Genomic DNA, 21,248 nt, shown 5'->3' on the forward strand with positions numbered 1-21,248 from the left:
CTCCCCCGCGGCTCGGCTGCGGAACTTTCGTTCGCAGCCAAGCCGCGGGGGAGAGGGGACCGGAAAACTGCACGACCTCCCCGGGAGGGTCGCGAGGAACGAGCGGGAAGGGCTTCTGCGGAGGGAACGGGTGGCCCTCCCCGGGCCTAAGAGCCCGACCCTCCCGGTGGGAGGGTGACTTGGAGAGTCCCGGTGGAAGTGTGACTTTCGCTGAACCGCTGCAACGCTCTCCCGAGGGATCGCGGCCGTGTTATCGTAGGAGGTCGATTCTCGCCCTCCACCGACATTCGCCATCCTCTGTGGTGCGCCCCATGATGCTCCCCCGCTTGCTGCTCGTTCTGACCGCACTCTGGCTCGGCTCTTCCAGCGGTTGGGCGATTACCGCTGCCGCGAGCGACGCGCTACCGTTTCGCGTCGGCGTGGCGAAACAGGACATCACGCCCGACTATCCGGTCATGCTCAGCGGTTACGCCGCCCGCCAGGGAGCCCTAACCGACCGCGTCGAGCAACCGATCTCGGCCCGCGCCTTGGTGATCGAGCCAGCAACCAGTGAATCAGCGGGATCAGAGCCGGTCGTGCTGGTTTCGCTGGAACTGTGCGGCGTCCCCCGCTCGTTGAGTGAGCGGATTGCCGCAGCGGTCGAGGAGCGGCACTCGGTGGCCCGCTCGCATCTGGCCATCTGCGCCACGCACACGCACAGTGCTCCGATGGTCGACGACTTGCTGGAGAATATTGCCGGCCGCGAGCTGACGGCCGAAGAGCAACAGACGATCGACCGCTATACCGACTCGGTTGTGGAAAAGACGATCGCCGCGGTCGACGCCGCGTTTCGCGACCGCGTCCCCGCCCGACTCGGCTGGGGCACCAGCAGCGCCCAGTTCGCGATCAACCGTCGCAGCGCCAACGGCCCGGTCGACCACGAAGTGCCGATCCTGTTGGCTCGCGACGCTCAGGACCAGCCGCTGGCGGTCGTCTGCAGTTACGCCTGCCACTGCGTGACGCTCGGACCGGTCCCGTTCATCTCCGGGGACTGGGCCGGCTCGGCAGTCGAGGCGATCGAAGCCGATTTCCCGGGGGCCACCGCGCTGGTCGTGATCGGCTGCGGAGCGGACCAGAATCCCAATCCCGCCGGGGCCACTGAGCAGGCGGTCCCGCGGCTCCATGGTCAAGCGCTGGCGGATGCCGTCGAGCGCCGCATCGACCAGCCACTCAAGCCGGTCGCCGCTCAACTGCGAGTCGACTTCGAAGAGATCGAGCTCCCACTGCAAACGCTGCCGGACCGCCAAGAGTGGGAGCGGCGAGCCGCGGGCAGCGGGATCGAGGCGCTGCACGCGACCAAAAACCTCCGCCGACTCGACGCCGGGGAGACGCTTCCCACCTCGATCCGCTACCCCATCCAAACGTGGACGTTCGGCGACAGCTTGGCGATGACGTTTCTTGGCGGCGAGGCGGTCGCCGAATACTCGCTGGCGCTGAAGGCGAAACATGGCGAGAACCTGTGGGTCAACGCCTACGCCAACGATGTCCGCTGCTATATCCCTTCGGAGCGCGTGCTCGAGGTCGGAGGCTACGAAGGACGGTCTTCGATGCTGTGGTACGATCTGCCAGCTCCGCTCGCCCCGGGACTCGAAGCCAAGATCCTCGCAGCGGTCGACCGCCAGCTTCCCGATTCCTATCGAGCTCCGCACGATCCGGCGAAAACCGGCGGCAAGCGGCCCCTCTCGCCGGCCGACTCGATGGCTCGGATGCAGACGCACGACGACCTGCGAGTCGAACTGGTCGTCGCCGAACCGCTGGTGATCGACCCCGTGGCGATCGACTTTGGGGGGGACGGACGGCTGTGGGTCGCCGAGATGCGGGATTACCCCGAGGGGCTCGACGGCCAGTACCAACCGGGCGGGCGGATTCGCGTGCTCGAAGATACCGACGGCGATGGGCGCTACGACCACGCAGAAACCTTTCTCGAAGGCATTCCCTTTCCGACTGGCTTGATGGTCTGGCGGAACGGCTTGCTCGTCGCCGCCGCCCCGGACGTGTTCTTTGCCGAAGACACCGATGGCGACGGCCGCGCGGATCGCCGGACCGACGTGCTCGGTGGGTTTGCCACCCACAACTACCAGGCCCGCGTCAACAGCCTCTCGCTCGGTCTGGACAACTGGGTCCATGCGGCCGGCGGACTGTTTGGGGGCGAGCTCAAAACGCCTGGCGGTGAAGTCGTCGACGCCACCAACCGCGACCTGCGAATGCTTCCCGACGAGGGCATCGTCGAACCGGTGACGGGGCGTACCCAGCAAGGCCGCGTCCGCGACGACTGGGGGAACTGGTTCGGCTGCACCAACTCAGTCGTGCTCTCGCACTATCCCCAGACGGCCCACTACTTGCGCCGCAACCCGCTGCTCGTCCCTCCGCCGCCCGAGCGATACGTCCCCCGCGGCGATGACTCGCGGCAGCTTTTCCCCCGCGGCGAGCTGGTGCAGTTCAGCAAGAGCGGACCGACCGGGCGACCGACGTCGGTGTGCGGGTTGGGAATCTATCGCGACGTGCGGCTGGGCAGCGACTTCGACGGAAACGCGTTCGTCTGCGAGCCGGTCAATCAGCTCGTCCATCGGCTCGTCCTCGAGCGCCGCGGGGTGACGTTCGAAGGCCACCGCGCGGCGGAGGAACAGGCCAGCGAATTCCTGACTTCGACCGACAACTGGTTTCGCCCCGTCCAAGTCCGGACCGGTCCCGATGGGGCGCTATGGGTCGTCGACATGTACCGCTACGTGATCGAGCACCCACGGTTTATCTCCGACGAAGTCCGCCGCGGGCTCGACATCCGCAGCGGCGACCGGCAGGGACGGATCTACCGCATCGTCCCCCGGGAGCCGGAAGAGTCTTCGCCCGACGCCGCCTCGCCGGACGCCCCCTCGCCAACCTGGCCGCCGACCGCGGGCGAGCCGCCGACCGCCGCGGAGTGGGCGCGGCATTTGGCCAGCCGCAACGGAACGCTTCGCGACATGGCCCACGCCGAACTGCTGTGGCACTCGGAGCGCGAGCGCCTCGAGCCGTCGATTGTCGCGTCGATCCGCCAGCTCGCCAGCTCCAGCGAACACCCGCAGGTGCGGCTGCAGGCGCTCTGCGTCTTAGCCGCTCTCGAATCCCTCACTGCCGAAGACCTCTTCCGCGGGCTCGGCGACGACGAACCGGCAGTTCGCGCCCACGCAATTCGGCTGACCGAACAGTTTGCCGAGCAGCCACCCACCGGCAGCCCCCCAAACGCGCCGGCTCTCGCCCTGCGGCTCGACCAGCTGATCGACCAGGAGCGGGATCCGCTGGTCCGCTTGCAGTTGGCCTATACCGTCGGCGAGTGGCCCAAAGCCGAGCGACTGGAAGGACTACTGCGATTGCTCCGCCGCGACGCGCACCGTCTCGATCTCCGCGCGGCGATCTTCAGTGGACTGCGGGTCGACGATCTCGGAGACTTCGCTGCCGTGGTCCTCGACCAGCCGGCGGCGGCGAATCTTCAGCCAGCAGTCGACGAATTGATTTCGATGGTCGCGGTCAGTGGCGACAAAGCGTTGATCGGCCGCGTGCTCGCGGAGGTGCTCGAGCAGGAAGGGTCCAAGGCGCAGGGACAGTCCGACGACCCGGCGGTGCTCGACCGGCGTTTGGCTTTGCTTCCGCCACTCGTCCAGCGGCTGACTCCCGAAGATTTGAAGGAGTCGCCCCAGACGCTCGCCTCGCTTGAGGAGCTGCGTCAAGCATCGCGTGAGCGGCTCGCCGACGACGAGCTTTCGGCAGCGAGTTTGCGAGCGACGCTGGCGTTCGCCGCGGCGATGCTCCGCTGGTCGGCCGAGGAGGAAGACCTGGAAGCGATTGCGGAACTCCTCGCGCCCTGGCAGTCCCCGGACCGGCAGCAGAGCGCGATCGATGCCCTGGCCGCGGCCGACTCGACCGCCGCTCACGATGCGTTGCTCGCGCAGTGGGGCGAGCTGACTCCGGCGATGCGTGGACGAGCTTTCAACGGGCTGATTGCGCGGCGCTCGGCCGCCGGACGACTCGTCGCTGCACTCGAAGCGGGAACGATCCGCGGGGCCCAGCTCGATGCGGCCCAGCGGCGGGCGCTGAGCGAGCATCCCGACCAAGCGATCCGCGAGCGCGCCGCCGCCCATGCTTCGATGGCGACCAAGGAAAGCCGCAAAGAGATCCTGCTTCAGTACCAAAAGATCGACCCGACCGGGGGCGATCTCAGCCGCGGAGCGAAATTGTTCGAGGAACACTGCTCGGCCTGCCACCGCCTCAACGGCGTCGGCCGCGAAGTCGGTCCCGACCTGGCGGCGCTCAGCGATCGATCGACCGAATTCCTGCTGACCGAGATCCTCGACCCGAACCGCGCGGTCGATGGGCGGTACGCGACTTATGTTGCCGTGACCGACGACGGGCGGATGGTCAGCGGAATTTTGTCGGCCGAGCAAGACACCAGCATCACGCTCAAAGGACAGCAAGCCGAGACGACGACGGTCCGCCGCGGTGAGATTGCCGAGCTGATCAACCACGGCACGTCGCTGATGCCCGAGGGACTCGAGCGGGTGCTGCCACCCGAGGCGATGGCCGACCTGATCGCTTACCTGCAAGCCGCGCCACCGACCGCCGTCCCTTACACCTACTCCGGCTCGGTCACTCCCCACGCCAGCTATCCCGATGCGGGAGGGCGGTTGACCGACAGGCAGGGGGGCGAAGCCCGCTTTGACCTGCCCAGCTGGGTCGGGTTCGCGGCCAGCGGAGATCCGGTCACGATCGAGCTGCAAATTCCCGCGGAGAACCGCACCGAGGCGATCGTCCTGCACTACGGCGTGAACCACACGCCGGGCGGGATCCACGCCCCGCGGCGGGTGGTCGTCCACGCGGCGAATTCGTCGGCCTCGATCCCAGCAGAGCAGGTCTTCGACTCGTTCGACGACCATGACGACGAGTTGGGCCAGTATCAGATCGATCCACGGAGTACGCGGCTCGAATTCTCCGCACCGCTCGCCGGTCCGTTGCGGCTGCACGTCTTCGGCTCCTCCGGGTGGGTGTTCCTCTCAGAGATCGAGGTGGTTCGCGCGGCAGCGAACGACTGAAACGCGCCACCTCTGACTTCATCTCCTTCCCCGATCTCCATCGTCCCTTTCTAGATCCATGAAAATCAGCCTCGTGATTCTCGGGCTCGCCGCAGCCCTCGTCGTTGCTCCTCGGTCCACGGTGCGTGCGGCCGAAAGCGACGGCGCTAGCCGCGGGTTCAGCAGCGGAAATCCGGCGGGTCGCGGGGCCCGAGGCTAGCGCCTACGGCTCAAGGGATAGAGGCCCGAGGCTAGCGCCTACGGCTCAAGGGACAGAGGCCCGAGGCGATATTCGCTCTGGGCCGGGTCTAACGGCGGTCCCCGGAAACGGCTTTCCCCGCTATCTTCTCGGGACGAAAAACCATTGGCGGCCAGCATTGGACCCAAGACTCGGAGTCGAGCATGCACCAAGAGCGAGCAGAGGACGAGCTTCACGGGGAAAATGGGCCTCACGGGGAAAATGGGCCTCACGGGGAAAATGGGCCTCAAGGGGAAAATGGGCCTCCGCGGGAGGCTGCCCCGGGCGAACTGCTGCGATTGCTGGCCGAGAATGTTGCGGATTACGCGATCTTCGTGATCGACGCCGAACGACGGGTGCGGACTTGGACGCGGGGTGCCAGTCAATTGCTGGGCTACGAGGCCGAGGAGATACTCGGACGCTCGGCCGACATCCTGTTCACGCCGGAGGACCGCCAACGGAACGCGCCGCAACGCGAAGTCACCGCGGCGATCGAGACCGGACGCGGGGAAGACGATCGCTGGCACCTCCGCAAAGACGGCTCGCAGATCTGGGTCAGTGGTCAGCTCACGCCGCTCCACGAAGGGGCGGGAGCTCCGCAGCGGTTCGCCAAAATTCTCCGCGACCGGACCGACTGGAAGTTGGCCGAGGAGGCCCGCCGCGAGAGCGAAGGACGGCTGCAGACGCTGCTCGACCGCTTGCCGCACGGAGCGGTCTACCAGGCGCTGCAGGAAGCGGGCAGCGACCGAGTCCGCTTCACCTACGTCAGCGCCGGCGTGCAAGCGATCTTCGGCATCCGCAGCGAGGAGGTGATGCGCGATGCGGAGATCCTCTCCCAGTGCATCCCGGAGGAAGCGAGGCAGCAGGCGCGGCGGCAACCGTCGGGCGAACCGGCCGACGGAGAGTTCGCCTACGAGCGCCGCGATACCGGCCAGCGACGCTGGATCCACTACCAATCGGCACCCCACCAGATTGCCAGCGGCGATCTGCTCTGGGAGGGCGTGATGCTGGACGTGACGCATCGCAAAGAGGCGGAGCTCGCACTGCGGGAGCAGGAGGCGCGGCTCAGCCTCGCTCTGGACGCCGGCCGGATGGGGAGCTGGCACTGGGACATCCGCACCAACGAGGTCAATTGGTCGCCGCAACTCGAAGCGATCCACGGACTCGCTCCAGGGACGTTTCCCGGAACGTTCGAGGCTTACCAGCAGGACATGCATCCGGAGGATCGGGAGCGGGTCCTGGCAGCGATCAGCGAAGCGGTCACGACTGGTAAGCCTTACCACATCGAATACCGCTTGGTCTGGCCCGATCGCAGCGTCCACTGGATCGAGTCGCGGGGGAAACTGTTCCACGACGAAGCGGGACAACCGGCGCGGATGATCGGCGTGTGCATGGAGGTCACGGCGCGGAAGACGATCGAGCACGACCTGCGGTTCTTGGCCGAAGCGAGCCGCTCGCTGGCGACCTTGGTCGACTACGAGAGCACGCTGCAGCGAGTCGCCGGGCTGGCCGTGCCGCACTTCGCCGATTGGTGCGCGATCTATCTGCCCGAGCAGGGGGACAAACTGCGGCAGCTGGCCGTCGCCCATGTCGACCCGAGCAAAGTCGAACTGGCCCAGGAGTACGCTGCGCGGTGGCCGAGCGACCCGAGTGCCCCCGGGGGCATTTCCGAGGTGTTCCGAACGGGCCGACCGATCCTCGGCGAAGAGGTCACCGACGAGCTGCTCGCCGCGGCGGCGTACGACGAAGAGCACCTGGCCGCGCTTCGCCAGTTGGGACTGAAGTCGTACATGTGCATGCCGCTGGTGATCCGCGGCGAGACGATCGGGGTGATGATGTTCATCGCGGCCGAATCAGGTCGCCGCTACACGACCGCCGACCTCTCCCTCGCCGAAGACCTCGCACGCCGGGCGGCGATCGCCACCGAAAACGCGCGGCTGTACGCCAAGCTGCAGACCGAAGGACGCCGCAAGGATGAGTTTCTGGCGATGCTCGCCCACGAGCTTCGCAATCCGCTCGCCTCGATCCGCAGCGGCACCGATCTGCTCAGCATGCTCGACACCGAAGGCGAGATCGTCGCGATCATGCAGCAACAGGTCGAGCATCTGATTCGTCTGGTCGACGACCTCATGGATGTTTCGCGAGTGATGCGTGGTAAGGTCGAACTGCGGAAAGAGCCGGTCGAACTTTCGAGCATCGTCGACCGTGCGGCCGACACGATGCGGCCGATGCTCGAAACCCACAGGCAACCGCTCTCGATCTCCCTGCCTGCCGAACCCGTTTGGCTCAGCGGAGACCCGGTGCGGCTGACCCAGATCGTGACCAACCTGCTCAACAACGCCTCGAAATACTCCGAGACCGGCGGGCGAATCTGGCTCTCAGCCGAATTGCAGGCGAAGAGCCTCCACAATCCGGCCAGCTCCCAAGCATCAGCCAACTCGCAGGAAACGGGTAGCTCGCAGCAAGCGGGTAGCTCGCAGGAAACGGGTAGCTCGCAGCAAGCGGGGGTACTGATTCGCATTCGCGACGAGGGGATCGGGATCGATGCGGAGACGATGCAGCAGGTATTCGATCTGTTCACGCAGGCCCACCGCTCGCTCGATCGCTCCCAAGGCGGTCTCGGGATCGGGCTGACGGTCGTCAAGAGCTTGGCCGAGGGGCACGGTGGGAGCGTTGCGGTGCACAGCGATGGGGCCAACCAGGGGAGTGAATTCGGCGTTTGGCTGCCCACGATCGAACCGCTCGAGAAGCCGCGCACCGAGCGGCCCGAGACGCGCGGGGAAGCGGCCGGGCTGAAGATTCTGATCGTCGACGACAACGTCCCGGCCGTCACGCTGCTGAGCCTGTTGCTGAGCAAGCTCGGCGACCACGAGATCTTCACCGCCCATGACGGGCGAGCCGCGATCCAGCAGGCGCGCGAGCACCGTCCCGCTTTGATTTTGCTCGATATCGGTTTGCCGATCCTCGACGGCTACGAAGTGGCCCGCCAGCTCCGCAGCTGGCCCGAATTCCAAACCACCCGGATCGTCGCCCTGACCGGCTACGGTTCGGTCGAGGACCGCCGCCGCTCGAAAGCCGCCGGCTTCGACGAGCACCTGATCAAGCCGCCCGGCAGCGAAGACCTCCGCGGCATCCTCGCCCGGAGTGGTTAGACAATTAACTCCGTGTTCAGCGCAGCGGTACTCGTACTCAGCGCAGCGGTACTCGTACTCAGCGGTACTCGACGTCCGTTTGATGCTGCTCATTGCGGCCGATGGAATCAGTACTTGCAATCGTACGCAACCGAATCCTCCTGAACGCCTTCCCGTCGTTGGATCAGGCGAGTGAGCATCGCTACGATTCGTTTCAGATCCGACTTGCCGCGAATATTTGACTCCGCGGTGACGGCATCGCAAACCGTCAATACATCATGAATGGCAGCGCATTCTAATGCCGATCCTCGGGCAATCTCGAAAAACCGATTCTTGTCCTTTCAGCTCTGCTTGCCATTCCCTTCAGCGAAATTCAACGAGATTGACTGCGCGGCACGCATCCATTGGTCGCGAACTGGCCGATCAATTCCCGCGAGCGACCTAGCAATCCGATACGAGGACGCGACAGAGTCGATTGAGAGACGGTAAACGTCCAGTCGCTCGTGATCGAAGACGGGAGGGGGCATCGATAGGCCCTCAAGCGTGAGACTCATTCAAGACGTTGCACCCGCGAATGAGAAGGTAGCTGGTTCGCGGAAACTGTAGCCGGAGGTCGAGTACCGCTTCGCTGAGTACGAGTACCGCTTCGCTGAGTACGAGTACGAATTACTGAGCAGCCGCAGTCTCTGCGTTACTTCACCGGAACCAATTGCTCGAGCGGGACGTAGTATCGTCGGTAGCGGTGCCCGTCGCTGAACCGTTCCCCGTGGGGGTCGGCGACCAGCACGGTGGCTCGGCGGGTGATCCGGTTGATGTGCCCGGTCAGGACTTGCCCTTCGAAGCGGAACCGCACGCGGCTGCCCGGTTTCAGTTGGAACTTGGTGGCGGCCCGTTCGGCCTGCGTGATCAGATCGTGGCGGTGCTCGCGGTGTCCGAAGAACCGCTGGGCGATGCCGTGAAATCGGCGTTGGGAACAGGAGCTGTCATCCCAGACGAGCATTTCGAGCAAGTGCACGAGCTCGTGTTCGACGATCCGCTGCATCGCTTCCAAGCGGTTGCGGCAGACGATCCCCGTGACTTCGACCGGGCGTTTGACGTCGGCGAAGGTTTGGAAGAGGAGGGTCGAGGAGAGGATGATCTCGAAGTTCCGGGTTCCTTTGCCGCGGCCCTCGGGGCTGCCGTCGGCGGCGTTCCGCGCGGCGGTGCCGCGGGTGCCTTTGGCGAGGGCGCCTTGGCTGTGACGCGATCCCGTGTAGTGGGTCACCGTCTTGCCTGCGTTCCGCGTCATCCGGCTGGACCAACCGAACCGAATCCCCTCGCGGCGAGCACCGCCGACCAGTTGCGAGTCGAAGAACAACTGGTCGTACTGAATCGCCATCCGCTGCAGGTCGTCCGGGCCGATGCGAGTAAAATTCGGGCCGTCCATGCGGCGGCTGAGCGCCAGCGTGGCATCGAAAATCTGCTTCTGCTTGGCGCGCACGACCGCCGGGTCCGGCTTGTGGGCTAGCGCAAATTGCCCTAACTGTTGGTGTCGCGGTTCGATCATGGGTACCATTGTGGAGCGGTCTGCAGCGGACGCCTATACCGCGTCGGCGCGAACAGCCGCAATCCGCCCGAAAATACGTTTGCAGTTACACCCGTTTGGAACAGAGCCAATGAAGCCTCAGGACGATAAATCCTCCCGCGAAGCCCGCCGCAATTTTCTGAAGACCGGAGCCCTCGCCGGGTCGAGCCTCCTGGCGGCCGGATCGATCGTGGGACGCGCCCATGCCTCGGAAAACGGACAGATTCGCGTCGGGGTGGTCGGTTGTGGTGGCCGCGGCAAGGGAGCTCTGACCAACGCGCTCGACGCCAATCCGGACGTGCACATCGTCGCCCTCGCCGACCTCTTCGCCGACCGCCTCCACGAGACCGTGGTCAGCTTCAGCAAACACAAGAAGTACTCCGAGCGGTTCGACGCGACGGCCGAGAATTGCTACGACGGCTTCGACTGCTGTGAAAAGATGATCGCCGAGAACAAGCTCGACGCGATCATCCTCGCTTCGCCCCCGCATTACCGCCCCGACCACCTCGAGGCGGCGATCAATGCGGGGCTCCATGTGTTCTGCGAAAAACCGGTCGCCACCGATCCGGTCGGCGTCCGCCGCGTGCGGGCTGCCTGTGAGCTGGCCGACAAGAAAGGCCTCAACATCGTCAGCGGTCTCTGCTGGCGGTACGACGCGGGCGTGCGGGCTACGGTCGAGCAGGTCATGAACGGCGCAATCGGTGACATCGTCACCACTCAGGCTGACTACCTGACCGGGCCGGTGTGGACTAAATCCAAACAGCCCGGCGAGTCGGAAATGGAGTATCAGTGCCGCAACTGGTACTACTACACCTGGCTCAGCGGCGACCATGTGCTCGAGCAGTTCATCCACAGCCTCGACAAAGCGATCTGGATCCGCGGCGACGTGCCGCCCGCCAAAGCCTACGGCACGGGGGGCCGCGAACTCCGCGACGACTTGACCCAGGGCAACATCTTCGACCACTTCTCGATCTGCTACGAGTGGGCCGACGGCACGCGAACCTTCGCCACCACGCGGCAGTACCGCGGCTGCATGAATCAAACCGAAGACTTCATCTTCGGCAGCGAGGGGACGTCGAAACTGCTCGCCCACACGATCGACGGCCCCAAGCCGTGGCAGTTCAAGGGGGACAAAATCTCGATGTACGTCCAAGAGCACAAGGAGTTGTACGAAGCGATCCAAGGGAAGCGCCCGCGGATCAACAACGGCGGCTACATGTGCGACAGCACGCTGATGGGCATCCTCGGTCGCGAAGTCTGCTACTCGGGACAGGAGATCAGCTGGGAGCAGGTCGTCAACAGCCCGCAGGACCTCCGCCCGGCGAAGTACGAATTCGCCGACGAGTACGCTCCGCCGTCGGAAGTTCCGCACCCGGGTCGCTACCGCATGCCGCTGGCCTAAGCCTGTTGCCGTGCCGATTCCGCAACCCAATGCTCGGATGACCTGCCCGACTTGTGGTCGGCGGTTCTTGATCGACGAAACTCCCACCCCACCGTTCTGTTCCGAGCGGTGCCAATTAATCGACCTGGGGCGGTGGCTCGACGAAGATCAAGGACTGCCGTTCGAGGGCGAGCCGGGCGAAACGCCGGTGGAATACCGCGAGGAAGAAGAGGACTGAAGGGGCGTCAGCCGCAGCTGGGGCGCCGTGAATTCAGCCGCCACGCGCTAGCGTCCGGTTCCTGCAGCTCGCACGTCACCCTCCCCCCGGGAGGGTCGCGAGGAACGAGCGGGGAGGGCAACGCGCGATAGAGAGCTCTCATCGCGAAGAGATTCAGCTGGCCCACCCCGGGCCTAAGAGCCCGACCCTCCCGGGGGGAGGGTGCTAATCGCCGCTGTGTGCCTACCGGCCCCTGGGCTCAGTCGACTTCTTTTTCGTCGATCCAGCTCATCATGCGGCGGAGGTTGCGGCCGACCTCTTCGATCTGCAGCTTGCGTTCGCGGCGGCGGACCGCCTTGAACGAAGCGGCTCCGGCGCGGTTCTCCAAAATCCAGTCGCGAGCGAACTGGCCAGTTTGGATTTCGTTGAGGATCTTTTTCATCTCCGCCCGGGTCTCGTCGGTGATCAACCGCGGCCCACGGGTGTAATCGCCGTACTCGGCGGTGTTCGAGATGCTGTACCGCATGTAGCTGAGTCCACCTTCGTAGAACAGGTCGACGATCAGCTTCAGCTCGTGCATGCACTCGAAGTACGCCATCTCGGGCTGGTAGCCCGCTTCGACGAGCGTCTCGAAACCGGCTTTGACCAGCTCGCTGACGCCGCCACAGAGCACGACCTGCTCGCCGAACAAGTCGGTTTCGGTCTCTTCGGCGAACGACGTTTCGATCACTCCACCGCGAGTTCCGCCGATCGCCTTGGCGTAGGCCAGACCGACCTGCTTGGTCGCTTCGGAGGCGCCGTCGCCGAGGGCGATCAGGCAGGGAACCCCGCCCCCTTTGACGTACTCGCTGCGGACCAAGTGCCCCGGGCCTTTGGGAGCCACCAGCAGCGCGTCGACGCCCTTCGGCGGTTCGACTTGCCCGAAGTGGATATTGAAGCCGTGCGAGCACATCAGGATGTTGCCCGGCTTCAGGTTGTCGCGGATCTCCGCCTTGAAGACGTCGCCCTGAACTTCGTCGGGGAGCAGGATGTTGATCACGTCGGCGGCTTTGGTCGCCTCGGCAGCCGACATCGGCTCAAAGCCGTGCTGCTTGGCCAGGTCATAGTTCGCACCGCCGGGACGCTGGCCGATGATCACCTTGCAACCACTGTCGCGAAGGTTCTGGGCCTGAGCGTGTCCCTGCGAGCCATAGCCGATGATGGCGATGGTCTTGTCCTTCAGATGCGACAGATCGGCATCGTCTTCGTAGTAAATCGTGGCGGCCATTGAGCGGTTCTCCAAAGCGGAATTCAGGGTGGGTGGGTCGGTATAGCAAGCGGCCGCGCGATTGGAGCGCCGCGATTGCCGTGTCCATGGAGCAGCTTCGAGGGGACCATCGGCCCGCCCATGGAGCGACGGCCCCCGGGGAAGACGACGCTCGGGCCATCACCCCGCAGGCAGCCATCACCCCGCAGGCAGCGGTCGCCCCGCAAACTTTTTTTAGGGGCCGCTCCGCAGCGGTGGGACTCAGCCGCGGGCTTCGGCCGGGCTGGGTTCGGATTCGTCGGCCGTCGCCTCGGCGCTCCGCACCATCGCGATCCGACCGGTGCGGGCCAGTGCCGAGATTCCATACGGCCGCATGCGTTCGATGAATGCCTGGACCTTCGACTCCCGACCGCTGATCTCGATCATGATCTCATCGGGACCGACGTCGACGATCCGACCCCGGAAGATGTCGACCAGCTCGCGGATCTCACTCCGCTGTCCCCCGGGAGGCGCTTTGACCCGCATCAACATCAAATCGCGCTCGACGTAGTCGTACGAACTGACGTCTTCGACGCGGACGATCGTGATAATCTTTTCCAGCTGCTTGCGGACCTGGTCGAGGACATGATCGTCGCCGACCACGACGAAGGTCATTCGCGAGAGGTGCGGATCTTCGGTTTCACCAACCGCCAAAGAGTCGATGTTGTAGCCTCGCGAGGCGAGCATCCCCGAGACGTGCGCGAGCACTCCCGGGACGTTCTGCACGAGGGCGGACAAGACGTGTCGCATGGGTCCATCGCTGGAACGAGCAATCCCGGCGCGGGCAAGCCGGCCGGGGCGGAAAACTGCGAATCATAGTTTCGCTCCCCCAATGCAACAAGGCCCGCCCACCGCTGAGACTCGCCCACCGGCTGAAGCCCGCCCACCGAAGCTCGGCTTGGCGCCGCGTTCGCGGGGCGGGGTGAAGCTCGCGTTGGCTCTTGGTCCTCAGCCGGCCGATCCTTTACACTGCGACCCGGGCCTTTGACCGCGATCCGGGCCCATCGAGTTGGACGAGTCGCTGCGGGGAGAGGGTCGCTGCGGGGAGAGGAAAGAGGCCGGCAATGGCGTTTCGCGTGGATCTGCCCGCCTATCGCGGACCGCTCGACTTGTTGCTGTACCTCGTGCGGCGGCACGAGCTCGACCTGACGAGCCTCTCGCTGGCGAAGATCGTCGAGCAGTTCTTCGAGTACCTCGAGGTGCTGCAGGAGCTGGACGTCAACGGCGCCGGCGACTTCCTCGACCTCGCTTCGACCTTGGTCGAACTGAAGAGCCAAGCCGTGCTCCCGCGTCCCGAAGTCGAGGAGGGAGAAGAGCCGGCGATCGAAGATCCGCAGGAACAGCTGATCGAACGCTTGCTCGAGTACAAGCGGCTGCGCGACGCGGCGAGCGTGCTCGAGGAGATGGGCGAGCGGTGGCAGCAGCGCTACCCGCGGATGAGTGACGATCTGCCGCCGCGGCAAAACAAGCTCGGCGACCAGCCGATTGCCGACCTGGAATTGTGGGACTTGGTCAGCGCCTTCGGCCGCATCATGCGGGAGAGCAAAGGTCCGGCCCCCACGGCGGTGATCCAAGACGACACGCCGATCCACGTCCACATGCAGCGGATCCACGCCCGCATCTGCAGCGAAGAGGAAGTGGAATTCAACGACCTGTTCACCCCCGGGATGCACAAAACAGCGTTGATCGGCATCTTTTTGGCCATGCTCGAGTTGACCCGGCACCACGGAGTGAGAGCCGAACAGGATCCGCGGTCGGGCGAGATTCGCATCGCCAAAGCGAGCGGATTCTCCGCCCAATTGCAGGTCCATGAAGTCGACAACTACGATGCGGCGGCCATGGCGGCTAGCAACCTGCCGGTTCCCGGCCGCTGACCCCGGGGATGGTGCCGCCCGCTCCGATCGCCTCACTTCCTTCCGCTCGCCACGCTGTCCGCATGCTCCACAATGTCCCGCTCATCTCTCACAAACATGGCGACCTCACGATCGAAGGCTTTTCGCGAGCGGCGGTCCAAACGTGCTGGCGGATCGCGGAACTGAAAGTCAACTTCGACTTGGGTGTCCAGCCGTGGGATTTCATGGGGACGCCCTGCTCCTTCATCTCCCACGCCCATTTGGACCACCTGGCCGCTCTGCCGGTCTACGTTTCGCGGCGACGGATGATGAAGATGGATCCGCCGACGATCTACATGCCCGCCTCGGCGGTCGCCGGCAGCCATCGCTTGCTGCAGACCTTCGCCCAGCTCGATCGCGGCTCGATGCCCTGCGAGATCATCGGCGTCGAGCCGGGGGACGAAATCGAGCTGAGCCGAGAATTGGTGGTCAAAGTCGTCGCCACCCGCCACACGATTCCCTCGGTCGGCTATCTGATCAGCCAGCGGCGACACAAGTTGAAGCCGCAGTACCTGGAGCTTTCGGGGCCGGAAATTCGCCAGCTGAAGCTCGACGGAGTGGAGATTACCCACGAGATCCGCGTCCCGATCCTCGGCTTTACCGGTGATACTTCGCCCCCCGGGCTCGACCAGAACCCCGAGCTGTTCAAGGCGAAAGTGCTGATCACCGAAATGACCTTTGTCGCCCCCGAGCATCGCAAGGATAAAATTCACAAGCACGGCCACATGCACCTGGACGATTTCGTGGCCCGCCGCGACCACTTTGAGAACGAACTGGTGATCGCCTCCCACTTCAGCACCCGCTACAGCGACCCGCAAATCCGCCGCTGGGTCGAGCGAGCCCTACCCGACATGCTCGACGGGCGACTGCGGCTGTGGCTGTGAGCGACCGACCGTGGCCGACTCCGCAGTCGGCCTACGTCCACGTTCCCTTCTGTCGACACCGCTGCGGCTACTGCAATTTCAGCGTCCTGACCGGTCGCGATCAGGCCTACGCCGAGAGCTACCTCGACGCCCTCGAGCGCGAACTGCGGAGGCTCGGCGAACCGCGCGAGCTCGACACCCTGTTCATTGGCGGCGGGACTCCCACGCATCTTTCTCCCGCCTGGATCGAATCGCTGCTGCAACTCGTCGGCCGCTGGCTTCGGCTTCGCCCGGGCGGTGAATTCTCGGTCGAGGCGAATCCGTCGGACATCGACGCCGCGCGGCTCGAGGTGCTCGCCGCCGCCGGTGTCAATCGAATCAGCCTCGGCGTCCAATCGTTCCGAGCGGAGAAGCTGCGGGTTCTTGAGCGGGACCATTCGCCGCGGATCGCGACCGCCGCGATCGAAGCCGCCGCGGCCGCGATCGGCAACGTGTCGATCGACTTGATTTTCGCCGCTCCCGGAGAAACGGTCGCTGAGTTTGCCGCCGACCTCCGCACCGCCACGTCGCTGCCGATCGACCACCTCTCGACCTACGGACTGACGTTCGAAAAGGGAACCGCCTTCTGGTCGCGGCTGCTGAGCGGTCAGCTCGACCGGCTCGAGGAAGACACAGAGCTGGCGATGTACCGGATGGCGATCGACGTGGCTCGCGCGGCAGGCTTCGAGCACTACGAAGTCAGCAATTTCGCCAAGCCCGGGCGGCGGTGCCGCCATAACCTCGCCTACTGGGAGGGGCGGGGCTGGTATGCCTTCGGCCCCGGCGCCGCACGGTTCGTCGGCGGCCGCCGAGAAGTCAACCACCGCAGCCCCACCACGTACATTCGGCGGCTGCTCGCCGGCGAGTGGGCGATCGCCGAGTGCGACGCAATCGACCGCGAGACCTGGGCTCGCGAGCGGATCGCCTTTGGGCTGCGGATGATCGACGGCGTGGATCTCGAAAGAATTGCCGCCGAGACAGGCGTTCCAGTCGGCGAGCAGTTTGCGAAAACGATCGACCGGTTTTGCCGGGACGGCTTTCTCACCTGCGAAGGAAACCGCCTCCGGCTCACCGACCGCGGCCTCGTCCTCAGCGACGCGATCGTCGCAGAATTTCTGTAGCCGCGGGTGAGCCGACGGCGCTAGCCGCGGGTTCCCTCGCGCTATCGAACGGATCGAATCGGTGGTTGAGTGCCGCTGCGGCCTGACATTGCCCCGCGTCTTGGACCGGATGGGGCCCGAGGCTAGCGCCTACGGCTCAAAGGACGCGGGTAAGGGGCGACAAAAAAAAAGCCGGACACGTCCCGCGGAAGGAACGTGTCCGGCTATGGGGGGTGGAAGCTCCGTCTTCCCTGGCTGTCCGTGTCCGCTCCATCGGACCAGTGCAATCTCGCTCCGTCTTCCGCTTTGGGCCCTCGATCCTTCGAAGGCCAGTCGGCCCACGGGGGGCCAATAGGCTGGTCGACACACCGTCCCTGGTGACCCGCGAGCCCCTAAGCCTGGGCTCGAAGGCGTAATCCTTACGCGTCGACCAACGTCGTTTCGGGCGAATCCATTCGCCCTTCCGTGCCGCACCTCCGTGTGCAGCCAATGCCATCCGTGCCGCACGTCCCTGTGCAGCCCTTGCCTTCCATGCCGCACGTCCGTGTGCAGCCAAACTTTCCGTGCCGCACTTCCGTGTGCGGCCAATGCCTTCCGAGATCGCTCTAGGCGACCAGTCGCAAATCGCCGTGGCTGCGAGCGGCCACGCCTTCGACGAATTCTTCAAACAGCCGTCCATCGAGCGCCGAAGCGGCTTCCGACTCGGGGTGGAACTGCGTGCCGATCGCGAACCAATCCATCATTTCGCTCTCGATCGCTTCGATCACACCGTCGGGACAAATCGCCGTGACCCGGAAGCCGGGGGCAACTTCGTCGATCGCCATGTGGTGGCGGCTGTGGACGCGGATCTCGCCTTCTCCGTAAACCCGGCCGACCAGCGAATCGCGCTGGACCTGCAAGGTGTGGCGGTGATTCGGATCTTGCGGATCGCGGTGGGGAACGGCGGTCGGCAGATCTTCCTTGAGGTCCAGGAACAGGTTGCCCCCTTCGTTGACATTCAATAGCTGCATTCCGGCTCCGATTCCGAAGACCGGCATCCGCCGCTCGGAAATCTCGGCCATCAGCATCCGGTCGAATCGCTCTCGAATCGGGTCCATCGGGCGAATGCTCGGGTGCAACATGAATCCGTCGTTCCGCGGATCGAGGTCGCCGCCGCCGACCAGCACGAAGCCGGCGAGCGAATCGAGCACCGTCTGGATCGATTCCAAATCATCGGTGGGCGGAACGATCACGGGAATTCCGCCGGCCGCCTGGACCGCACGGTAGTAGCCTGCCGCTTGGTACAGGAACGCGGGCGTCTGCCCCGCGGCGGGCCGGTAATCCGCATTCAGGCCGATCAATGGCTTGCACGTCATTCAAATATCCCTTTTGGATGATCGCTGGGGTTTCGCCCGCCGCATCTGCGGCGGCGCGAACACGGGTCTGGGGAAGGAGACGACTGGCGGACAAGCCCACCCGGCAAAACCCCACTCGGCTCGGCGATTTCCGACTCGTTCCGTCAAATGGAAAGTCAAGCCGCAGCGACGAAGTGTGGGGCCCGCATAGGGGGTGAGTGAAACCGGTCTGCTCCCTCCGATCGTGTCTCGGTTGCCCGGCTCGACGTGAGCCGGACTTGTGATGGGCGAAACATTAACGCCCCCTCCACGAACCGCAACGAAGAGCCGCTATTTCCGCAACCGGCGAGTTGCTAGCACAACGAAAGACGCTAGCATTGGCGCAGCCGCCGCGCCGGACCCCTAGAAAGGGGCAGAGATTGGGTCGTCAAATCGGCGGCAGCAAGAGGAATGGGAGCCATTCCCACGTTAAAGACGCTCCGCGACCCTCGGGGGTTCATCGACCGCCCCTCCCGGCTCTCGGGGGAGCCCGCAAAAGCCGCGGAAAAAAAATTTCCGCAGCGCGCCGTGCGGACATCCGACGATCCCCCAAGGGACGATAAGACTCCCTAATGCGCCTGCGCGGGAAAAGTCCCTCCCGCAGTTATCATTTGTTCACATTATGGCAGCGGGTCGGTGGCGGGCAAGCCGAATCGGTTCACAGGCGCGTCACTTTCGGGTGCCCCTCCAGGTCCCCGGAGCCCCCTCGGTCTCGGGCGAGCCGGCCCATATCCTGTCGCCGGGTTCGACGGTGTATGTTGGGAGGGCCATCCCCTGCGCGCTGCAGGTCCGATTATTTTTGAGGGTTCGTCCGTTGCGGTTTGAAAACGTTTGTCTGGAATCGATCGGGGTCTGTCTGCCCGAAGAGGTATGGACCAGCAGCGAGATCGAACAGCGGCTTGCACCGCTGTACGATCGCCTGAAGTTGCCGGAAGGCCGGCTGGAATTGATGAGCGGGATCGGCCAACGGCGGGTATGGCCGGCCGGGACGGTGCCGAGCGGCCCGAGCGTGGCGAGCGGGGGTGAAGCCATTGGGGCGGCGGGCATCGATCCGGACCGCATCGGGTGCTTGATTCACGCCAGCGTCTGCCGCGATTTTCTAGAGCCCGCGACGGCCTCCCGGGTGCACCATCGGCTCGGCTTGTCGCCGGCATGCTGGGTCTACGACCTATCGAACGCCTGCCTGGGGCTGATGAACGGAGCGGTGCAGATTGCCACGCTGATCGAGTCCGGCGCAATCGAGGCGGGATTGGTCGTCGGTACCGAGAACAGCCGGCCGCTGCTCGAACAGACGATCGCAACGCTCTGTGGCGATTCGACATTGACGCGGCAGAGCGTCAAACCGGCCTTCGCCTCGCTGACGATTGGCTCGGGGAGCTCCGCGTGGTTGCTCGTCCATCGCCGCCTCTCGAGCGCCAAGACGCGATTCGGAGCGGCGGTCGCCACCGCCCGCACCGCGTTTCATGATCTCTGTCGCAGCGACCAGGATTCGGCCGGGGCGTCGATGGCACCGCTGATGGATACCGACTCCGAACGGTTGATGGCCGAGGGCGTGGCGACAGGGGTCGAGAATTTCGAATCCTTCCTCGCCGAGACCGGCGTCACCCGGGAGCAGATCGACCGCTCGATCTGCCATCAAGTCGGCTCGCGACACCGCTCGACGATGCTCGCAGCCATGGGGCTGGCCCCGGAGCGGGATGTGGTGACGTTCCCCTGGCTCGGCAACACCGGCTCGGTCGCCCTGCCACTGACCCTGGCCGCCGCCGCCCGCTACGGCCATCTCCGCGAAGGGGACCACCTCGGACTTTTCGGAATCGGCTCGGGGATCAACAGCGTGATGATCGGCTGCGAGTGGGGGCGAACGCCGGTCGCCGGCAACCTCCCAGCGGAAGATCCCACCGGCCAGCGGAGTACTAAGTACTGAGTACGAGCATACAGTCTTACCCCACTCGGGGCGTGAAGTCGTCCTTGGGCGAGAGCGCGGCGGCGAACAGGGCGAGCAGCTCGGCAGCGTGATCGATGTCGTCGAGCGAGATCGTTTCGACAGCGCTGTGCATGTAGCGATTGGGGACCGCGACCAGCCCGGTCGCGACCCCTCCGCCGTGCAGCTGCAGGACGTTCGCATCGTTGGGAAGCGCGCGGCCCGAGGCGGCGATCTGGTAGGGGAGTGAGGCTTTTTCGGCCAGCTCGATCAGTCGGCGGACGACGCCGTGGTTCATGTTCGGGCCGCGGTAGATCACCGGGCCGCCACCGATCCGAATGTCCCCCTGCTGCTGCTTGTCGATCGTCGGGCAATCCGAGGCGTGGGTCACATCGACCGCGATCGCGACCTGCGGATCGATCGATCCGGCCGCCGTTTTGGCCCCCCGCAAACCGATCTCTTCCTGCACCGTCGAGACGCTGTGCAGCGAGCATTCGAGCTTCTTTTCGGCCGCCCGCCGGAACGCTTCGCTGACGACCCACATCCCCGTCTTGTTGTCCATTCCCGGTCCGCTCACCGTACGACCCATCAATGGCTCGTACTTCAGCCGGAGTGTCACGGGATCGCCAATTCGAATCCGAGCGGCCGCCTCGTCCCGGTCCTTGGCGCCCACGTCCAACCACAGCTGTTCGAGCTCGACGACCTGCTGCCGCTCTTGCTGTTTGAGCAAGTGGATCGGTTTGCGGCTGATCACCGCCGGGACCGCTCCGGAATCGGTCCAGATCGTCATCGCCTGGCCGATCAATTGCTGCGGATCCCAGCCCCCAATCGTCTGCCCGTAGACAAAGCCCTTGTCGTCGATGTGCGTGACGAGCATGCCGATCTGGTCGCAGTGCCCGGCGAACATCAGCCGCGGCTGTGCCGATTCGTTCTTGACCGCGATCACGTTCCCGTGCAGATCGGTGCGAACCGCATCGGCCGAGGGTCCCAGGTATTCGCGGACGAGCGCTTGGATCGGTTCCTCGTAACCCGACGGGCTGGGCGTTTCGATCGCGCGACGGAAAAACTGTTCGGCGGAATCAAGCATGGCGGGGTGAAGGGTGAAGGGTGAAGGGTGAAGGGTGAAGGGTGAGGGGTGAGGGGTGAGGGGTGAGGGGTGAGGG

Annotated in this window: 13 protein-coding genes and 1 pseudogene; 8 read left to right on the forward strand and 6 right to left on the reverse strand. The window is 65.0% G+C overall.

All coding sequences use genetic code 11. From position 1 onward, the window contains the following. The first annotated feature begins 311 nt into the window (after window positions 1-311). Together GNK13_RS17210 and GNK13_RS17215 are read left to right on the forward strand one after the other, a co-directional pair. A complete protein-coding gene (locus GNK13_RS17210) occupies window positions 312-5,102 on the forward strand; it encodes a neutral/alkaline non-lysosomal ceramidase N-terminal domain-containing protein (protein WP_164103794.1) in 4,791 nt (1,596 codons plus the stop codon). 516 nt (window positions 5,103-5,618) lie between these two features. Next, a complete protein-coding gene (locus GNK13_RS17215; RefSeq protein WP_164103795.1) occupies window positions 5,619-8,471 on the forward strand; it encodes a hybrid sensor histidine kinase/response regulator in 2,853 nt (950 codons plus the stop codon). Between the two features lie 107 nt (window positions 8,472-8,578). Here GNK13_RS17215 and GNK13_RS21990 read toward each other — a convergent pair. Both GNK13_RS21990 and GNK13_RS17225 read right to left on the reverse strand, forming a co-directional pair. Then, window positions 8,579-9,004, reverse strand: a pseudogene (locus GNK13_RS21990) (four helix bundle protein). Window positions 9,005-9,141: 137 nt separating this feature from the next. Further along, entirely contained in the window at window positions 9,142-9,996 is an 855-nt protein-coding gene (locus GNK13_RS17225; RefSeq protein ID WP_235935303.1) for a hypothetical protein, read from the reverse strand. Window positions 9,997-10,105: 109 nt separating this feature from the next. On the opposite strand from GNK13_RS17225, the gene GNK13_RS17230 reads away from it, so the two are divergent. Both GNK13_RS17230 and yacG read left to right on the forward strand, forming a co-directional pair. Further along, window positions 10,106-11,416: a Gfo/Idh/MocA family protein gene (locus GNK13_RS17230; RefSeq protein ID WP_164103797.1), complete on the forward strand. Its 1,311-nt coding sequence runs from the start codon at window positions 10,106-10,108 to the stop codon at window positions 11,414-11,416. A gap of 37 nt (window positions 11,417-11,453) precedes the next feature. Beyond that, the gene (gene yacG / locus GNK13_RS17235; protein WP_164103806.1) at window positions 11,454-11,633 is read left to right on the forward strand and encodes a DNA gyrase inhibitor YacG; all 180 of its coding nucleotides are present in this window, start codon (window positions 11,454-11,456) and stop codon (window positions 11,631-11,633) included. Window positions 11,634-11,871: 238 nt separating this feature from the next. Here the strand turns inward: yacG and ilvC are convergent, their stop codons facing one another. After that, window positions 11,872-12,879, reverse strand: coding sequence for a ketol-acid reductoisomerase (gene ilvC / locus GNK13_RS17240; RefSeq protein ID WP_164103798.1), 1,008 nt, complete (start codon window positions 12,877-12,879; stop codon window positions 11,872-11,874). 240 nt (window positions 12,880-13,119) lie between these two features. After that, window positions 13,120-13,647 (reverse strand): acetolactate synthase small subunit, encoded by a 528-nt coding sequence (gene ilvN, locus GNK13_RS17245; RefSeq protein WP_164103799.1) that lies wholly within the window; start codon window positions 13,645-13,647, stop codon window positions 13,120-13,122. Between the two features lie 314 nt (window positions 13,648-13,961). On the opposite strand from ilvN, the gene GNK13_RS17250 reads away from it, so the two are divergent. The 3 genes from GNK13_RS17250 (at window position 13,962) to hemW (ending at window position 16,812) form a co-directional block, all read left to right on the forward strand. After that, window positions 13,962-14,771 (forward strand): segregation and condensation protein A, encoded by an 810-nt coding sequence (locus tag GNK13_RS17250; protein WP_164103800.1) that lies wholly within the window; start codon window positions 13,962-13,964, stop codon window positions 14,769-14,771. A 62-nt stretch (window positions 14,772-14,833) separates the two neighbouring features. Next, complete coding sequence (locus GNK13_RS17255; RefSeq protein WP_164103801.1) at window positions 14,834-15,673, forward strand: MBL fold metallo-hydrolase; 840 nt, start codon at window positions 14,834-14,836, stop codon at window positions 15,671-15,673. Continuing rightward, the gene (gene hemW / locus GNK13_RS17260; protein ID WP_235935307.1) at window positions 15,670-16,812 is read left to right on the forward strand and encodes a radical SAM family heme chaperone HemW; all 1,143 of its coding nucleotides are present in this window, start codon (window positions 15,670-15,672) and stop codon (window positions 16,810-16,812) included. Before GNK13_RS17255 ends, hemW begins: the two co-directional genes overlap by 4 nt. A gap of 584 nt (window positions 16,813-17,396) precedes the next feature. Here the strand turns inward: hemW and GNK13_RS17265 are convergent. Next, window positions 17,397-18,146 carry a gamma-glutamyl-gamma-aminobutyrate hydrolase family protein gene (locus tag GNK13_RS17265; protein WP_164103803.1) on the reverse strand — a complete coding sequence of 250 codons (750 nt, stop codon included), beginning with the start codon at window positions 18,144-18,146 and terminating at the stop codon, window positions 17,397-17,399. Between the two features lie 832 nt (window positions 18,147-18,978). On the opposite strand from GNK13_RS17265, the gene GNK13_RS17270 reads away from it, so the two are divergent. Continuing rightward, on the forward strand, window positions 18,979-20,088 hold the full coding sequence (locus GNK13_RS17270; protein WP_203329117.1) for a 3-oxoacyl-ACP synthase III: 1,110 nt from the start codon (window positions 18,979-18,981) through the stop codon (window positions 20,086-20,088). A gap of 16 nt (window positions 20,089-20,104) precedes the next feature. Here the strand turns inward: GNK13_RS17270 and GNK13_RS17275 are convergent, their stop codons facing one another. Continuing rightward, a complete protein-coding gene (locus tag GNK13_RS17275) occupies window positions 20,105-21,172 on the reverse strand; it encodes a M42 family metallopeptidase (RefSeq protein WP_164103805.1) in 1,068 nt (355 codons plus the stop codon). Window positions 21,173-21,248 lie beyond the last annotated feature (76 nt).

Origin of the sequence: Candidatus Laterigemmans baculatus (assembly GCF_010367455.1) — a bacterium.
GTDB classification, from domain to species: Bacteria; Planctomycetota; Planctomycetia; order Pirellulales; family Pirellulaceae; genus Laterigemmans; species Laterigemmans baculatus.

What these genes read in the sequence shown, in the direction of transcription:
- GNK13_RS17250 (WP_164103800.1), top strand. Translation starts at nt 13,962, where the DNA reads ATGGCGTTTCGCGTGGATCTGCCCGCCTATCGCGGACCGCTCGACTTG.
- GNK13_RS17230 (WP_164103797.1), top strand. Translation starts at nt 10,106, where the DNA reads ATGAAGCCTCAGGACGATAAATCCTCCCGCGAAGCCCGCCGCAATTTT.
- ilvN (WP_164103799.1), bottom strand. Translation starts at nt 13,647, where the DNA reads ATGCGACACGTCTTGTCCGCCCTCGTGCAGAACGTCCCGGGAGTGCTC.
- ilvC (WP_164103798.1), bottom strand. Translation starts at nt 12,879, where the DNA reads ATGGCCGCCACGATTTACTACGAAGACGATGCCGATCTGTCGCATCTG.
- GNK13_RS17210 (WP_164103794.1), top strand. Translation starts at nt 312, where the DNA reads ATGATGCTCCCCCGCTTGCTGCTCGTTCTGACCGCACTCTGGCTCGGC.
- yacG (WP_164103806.1), top strand. Translation starts at nt 11,454, where the DNA reads ATGACCTGCCCGACTTGTGGTCGGCGGTTCTTGATCGACGAAACTCCC.
- GNK13_RS17255 (WP_164103801.1), top strand. Translation starts at nt 14,834, where the DNA reads ATGCTCCACAATGTCCCGCTCATCTCTCACAAACATGGCGACCTCACG.
- GNK13_RS17225 (WP_235935303.1), bottom strand. Translation starts at nt 9,996, where the DNA reads ATGATCGAACCGCGACACCAACAGTTAGGGCAATTTGCGCTAGCCCAC.
- GNK13_RS17265 (WP_164103803.1), bottom strand. Translation starts at nt 18,146, where the DNA reads ATGACGTGCAAGCCATTGATCGGCCTGAATGCGGATTACCGGCCCGCC.
- GNK13_RS17275 (WP_164103805.1), bottom strand. Translation starts at nt 21,172, where the DNA reads ATGCTTGATTCCGCCGAACAGTTTTTCCGTCGCGCGATCGAAACGCCC.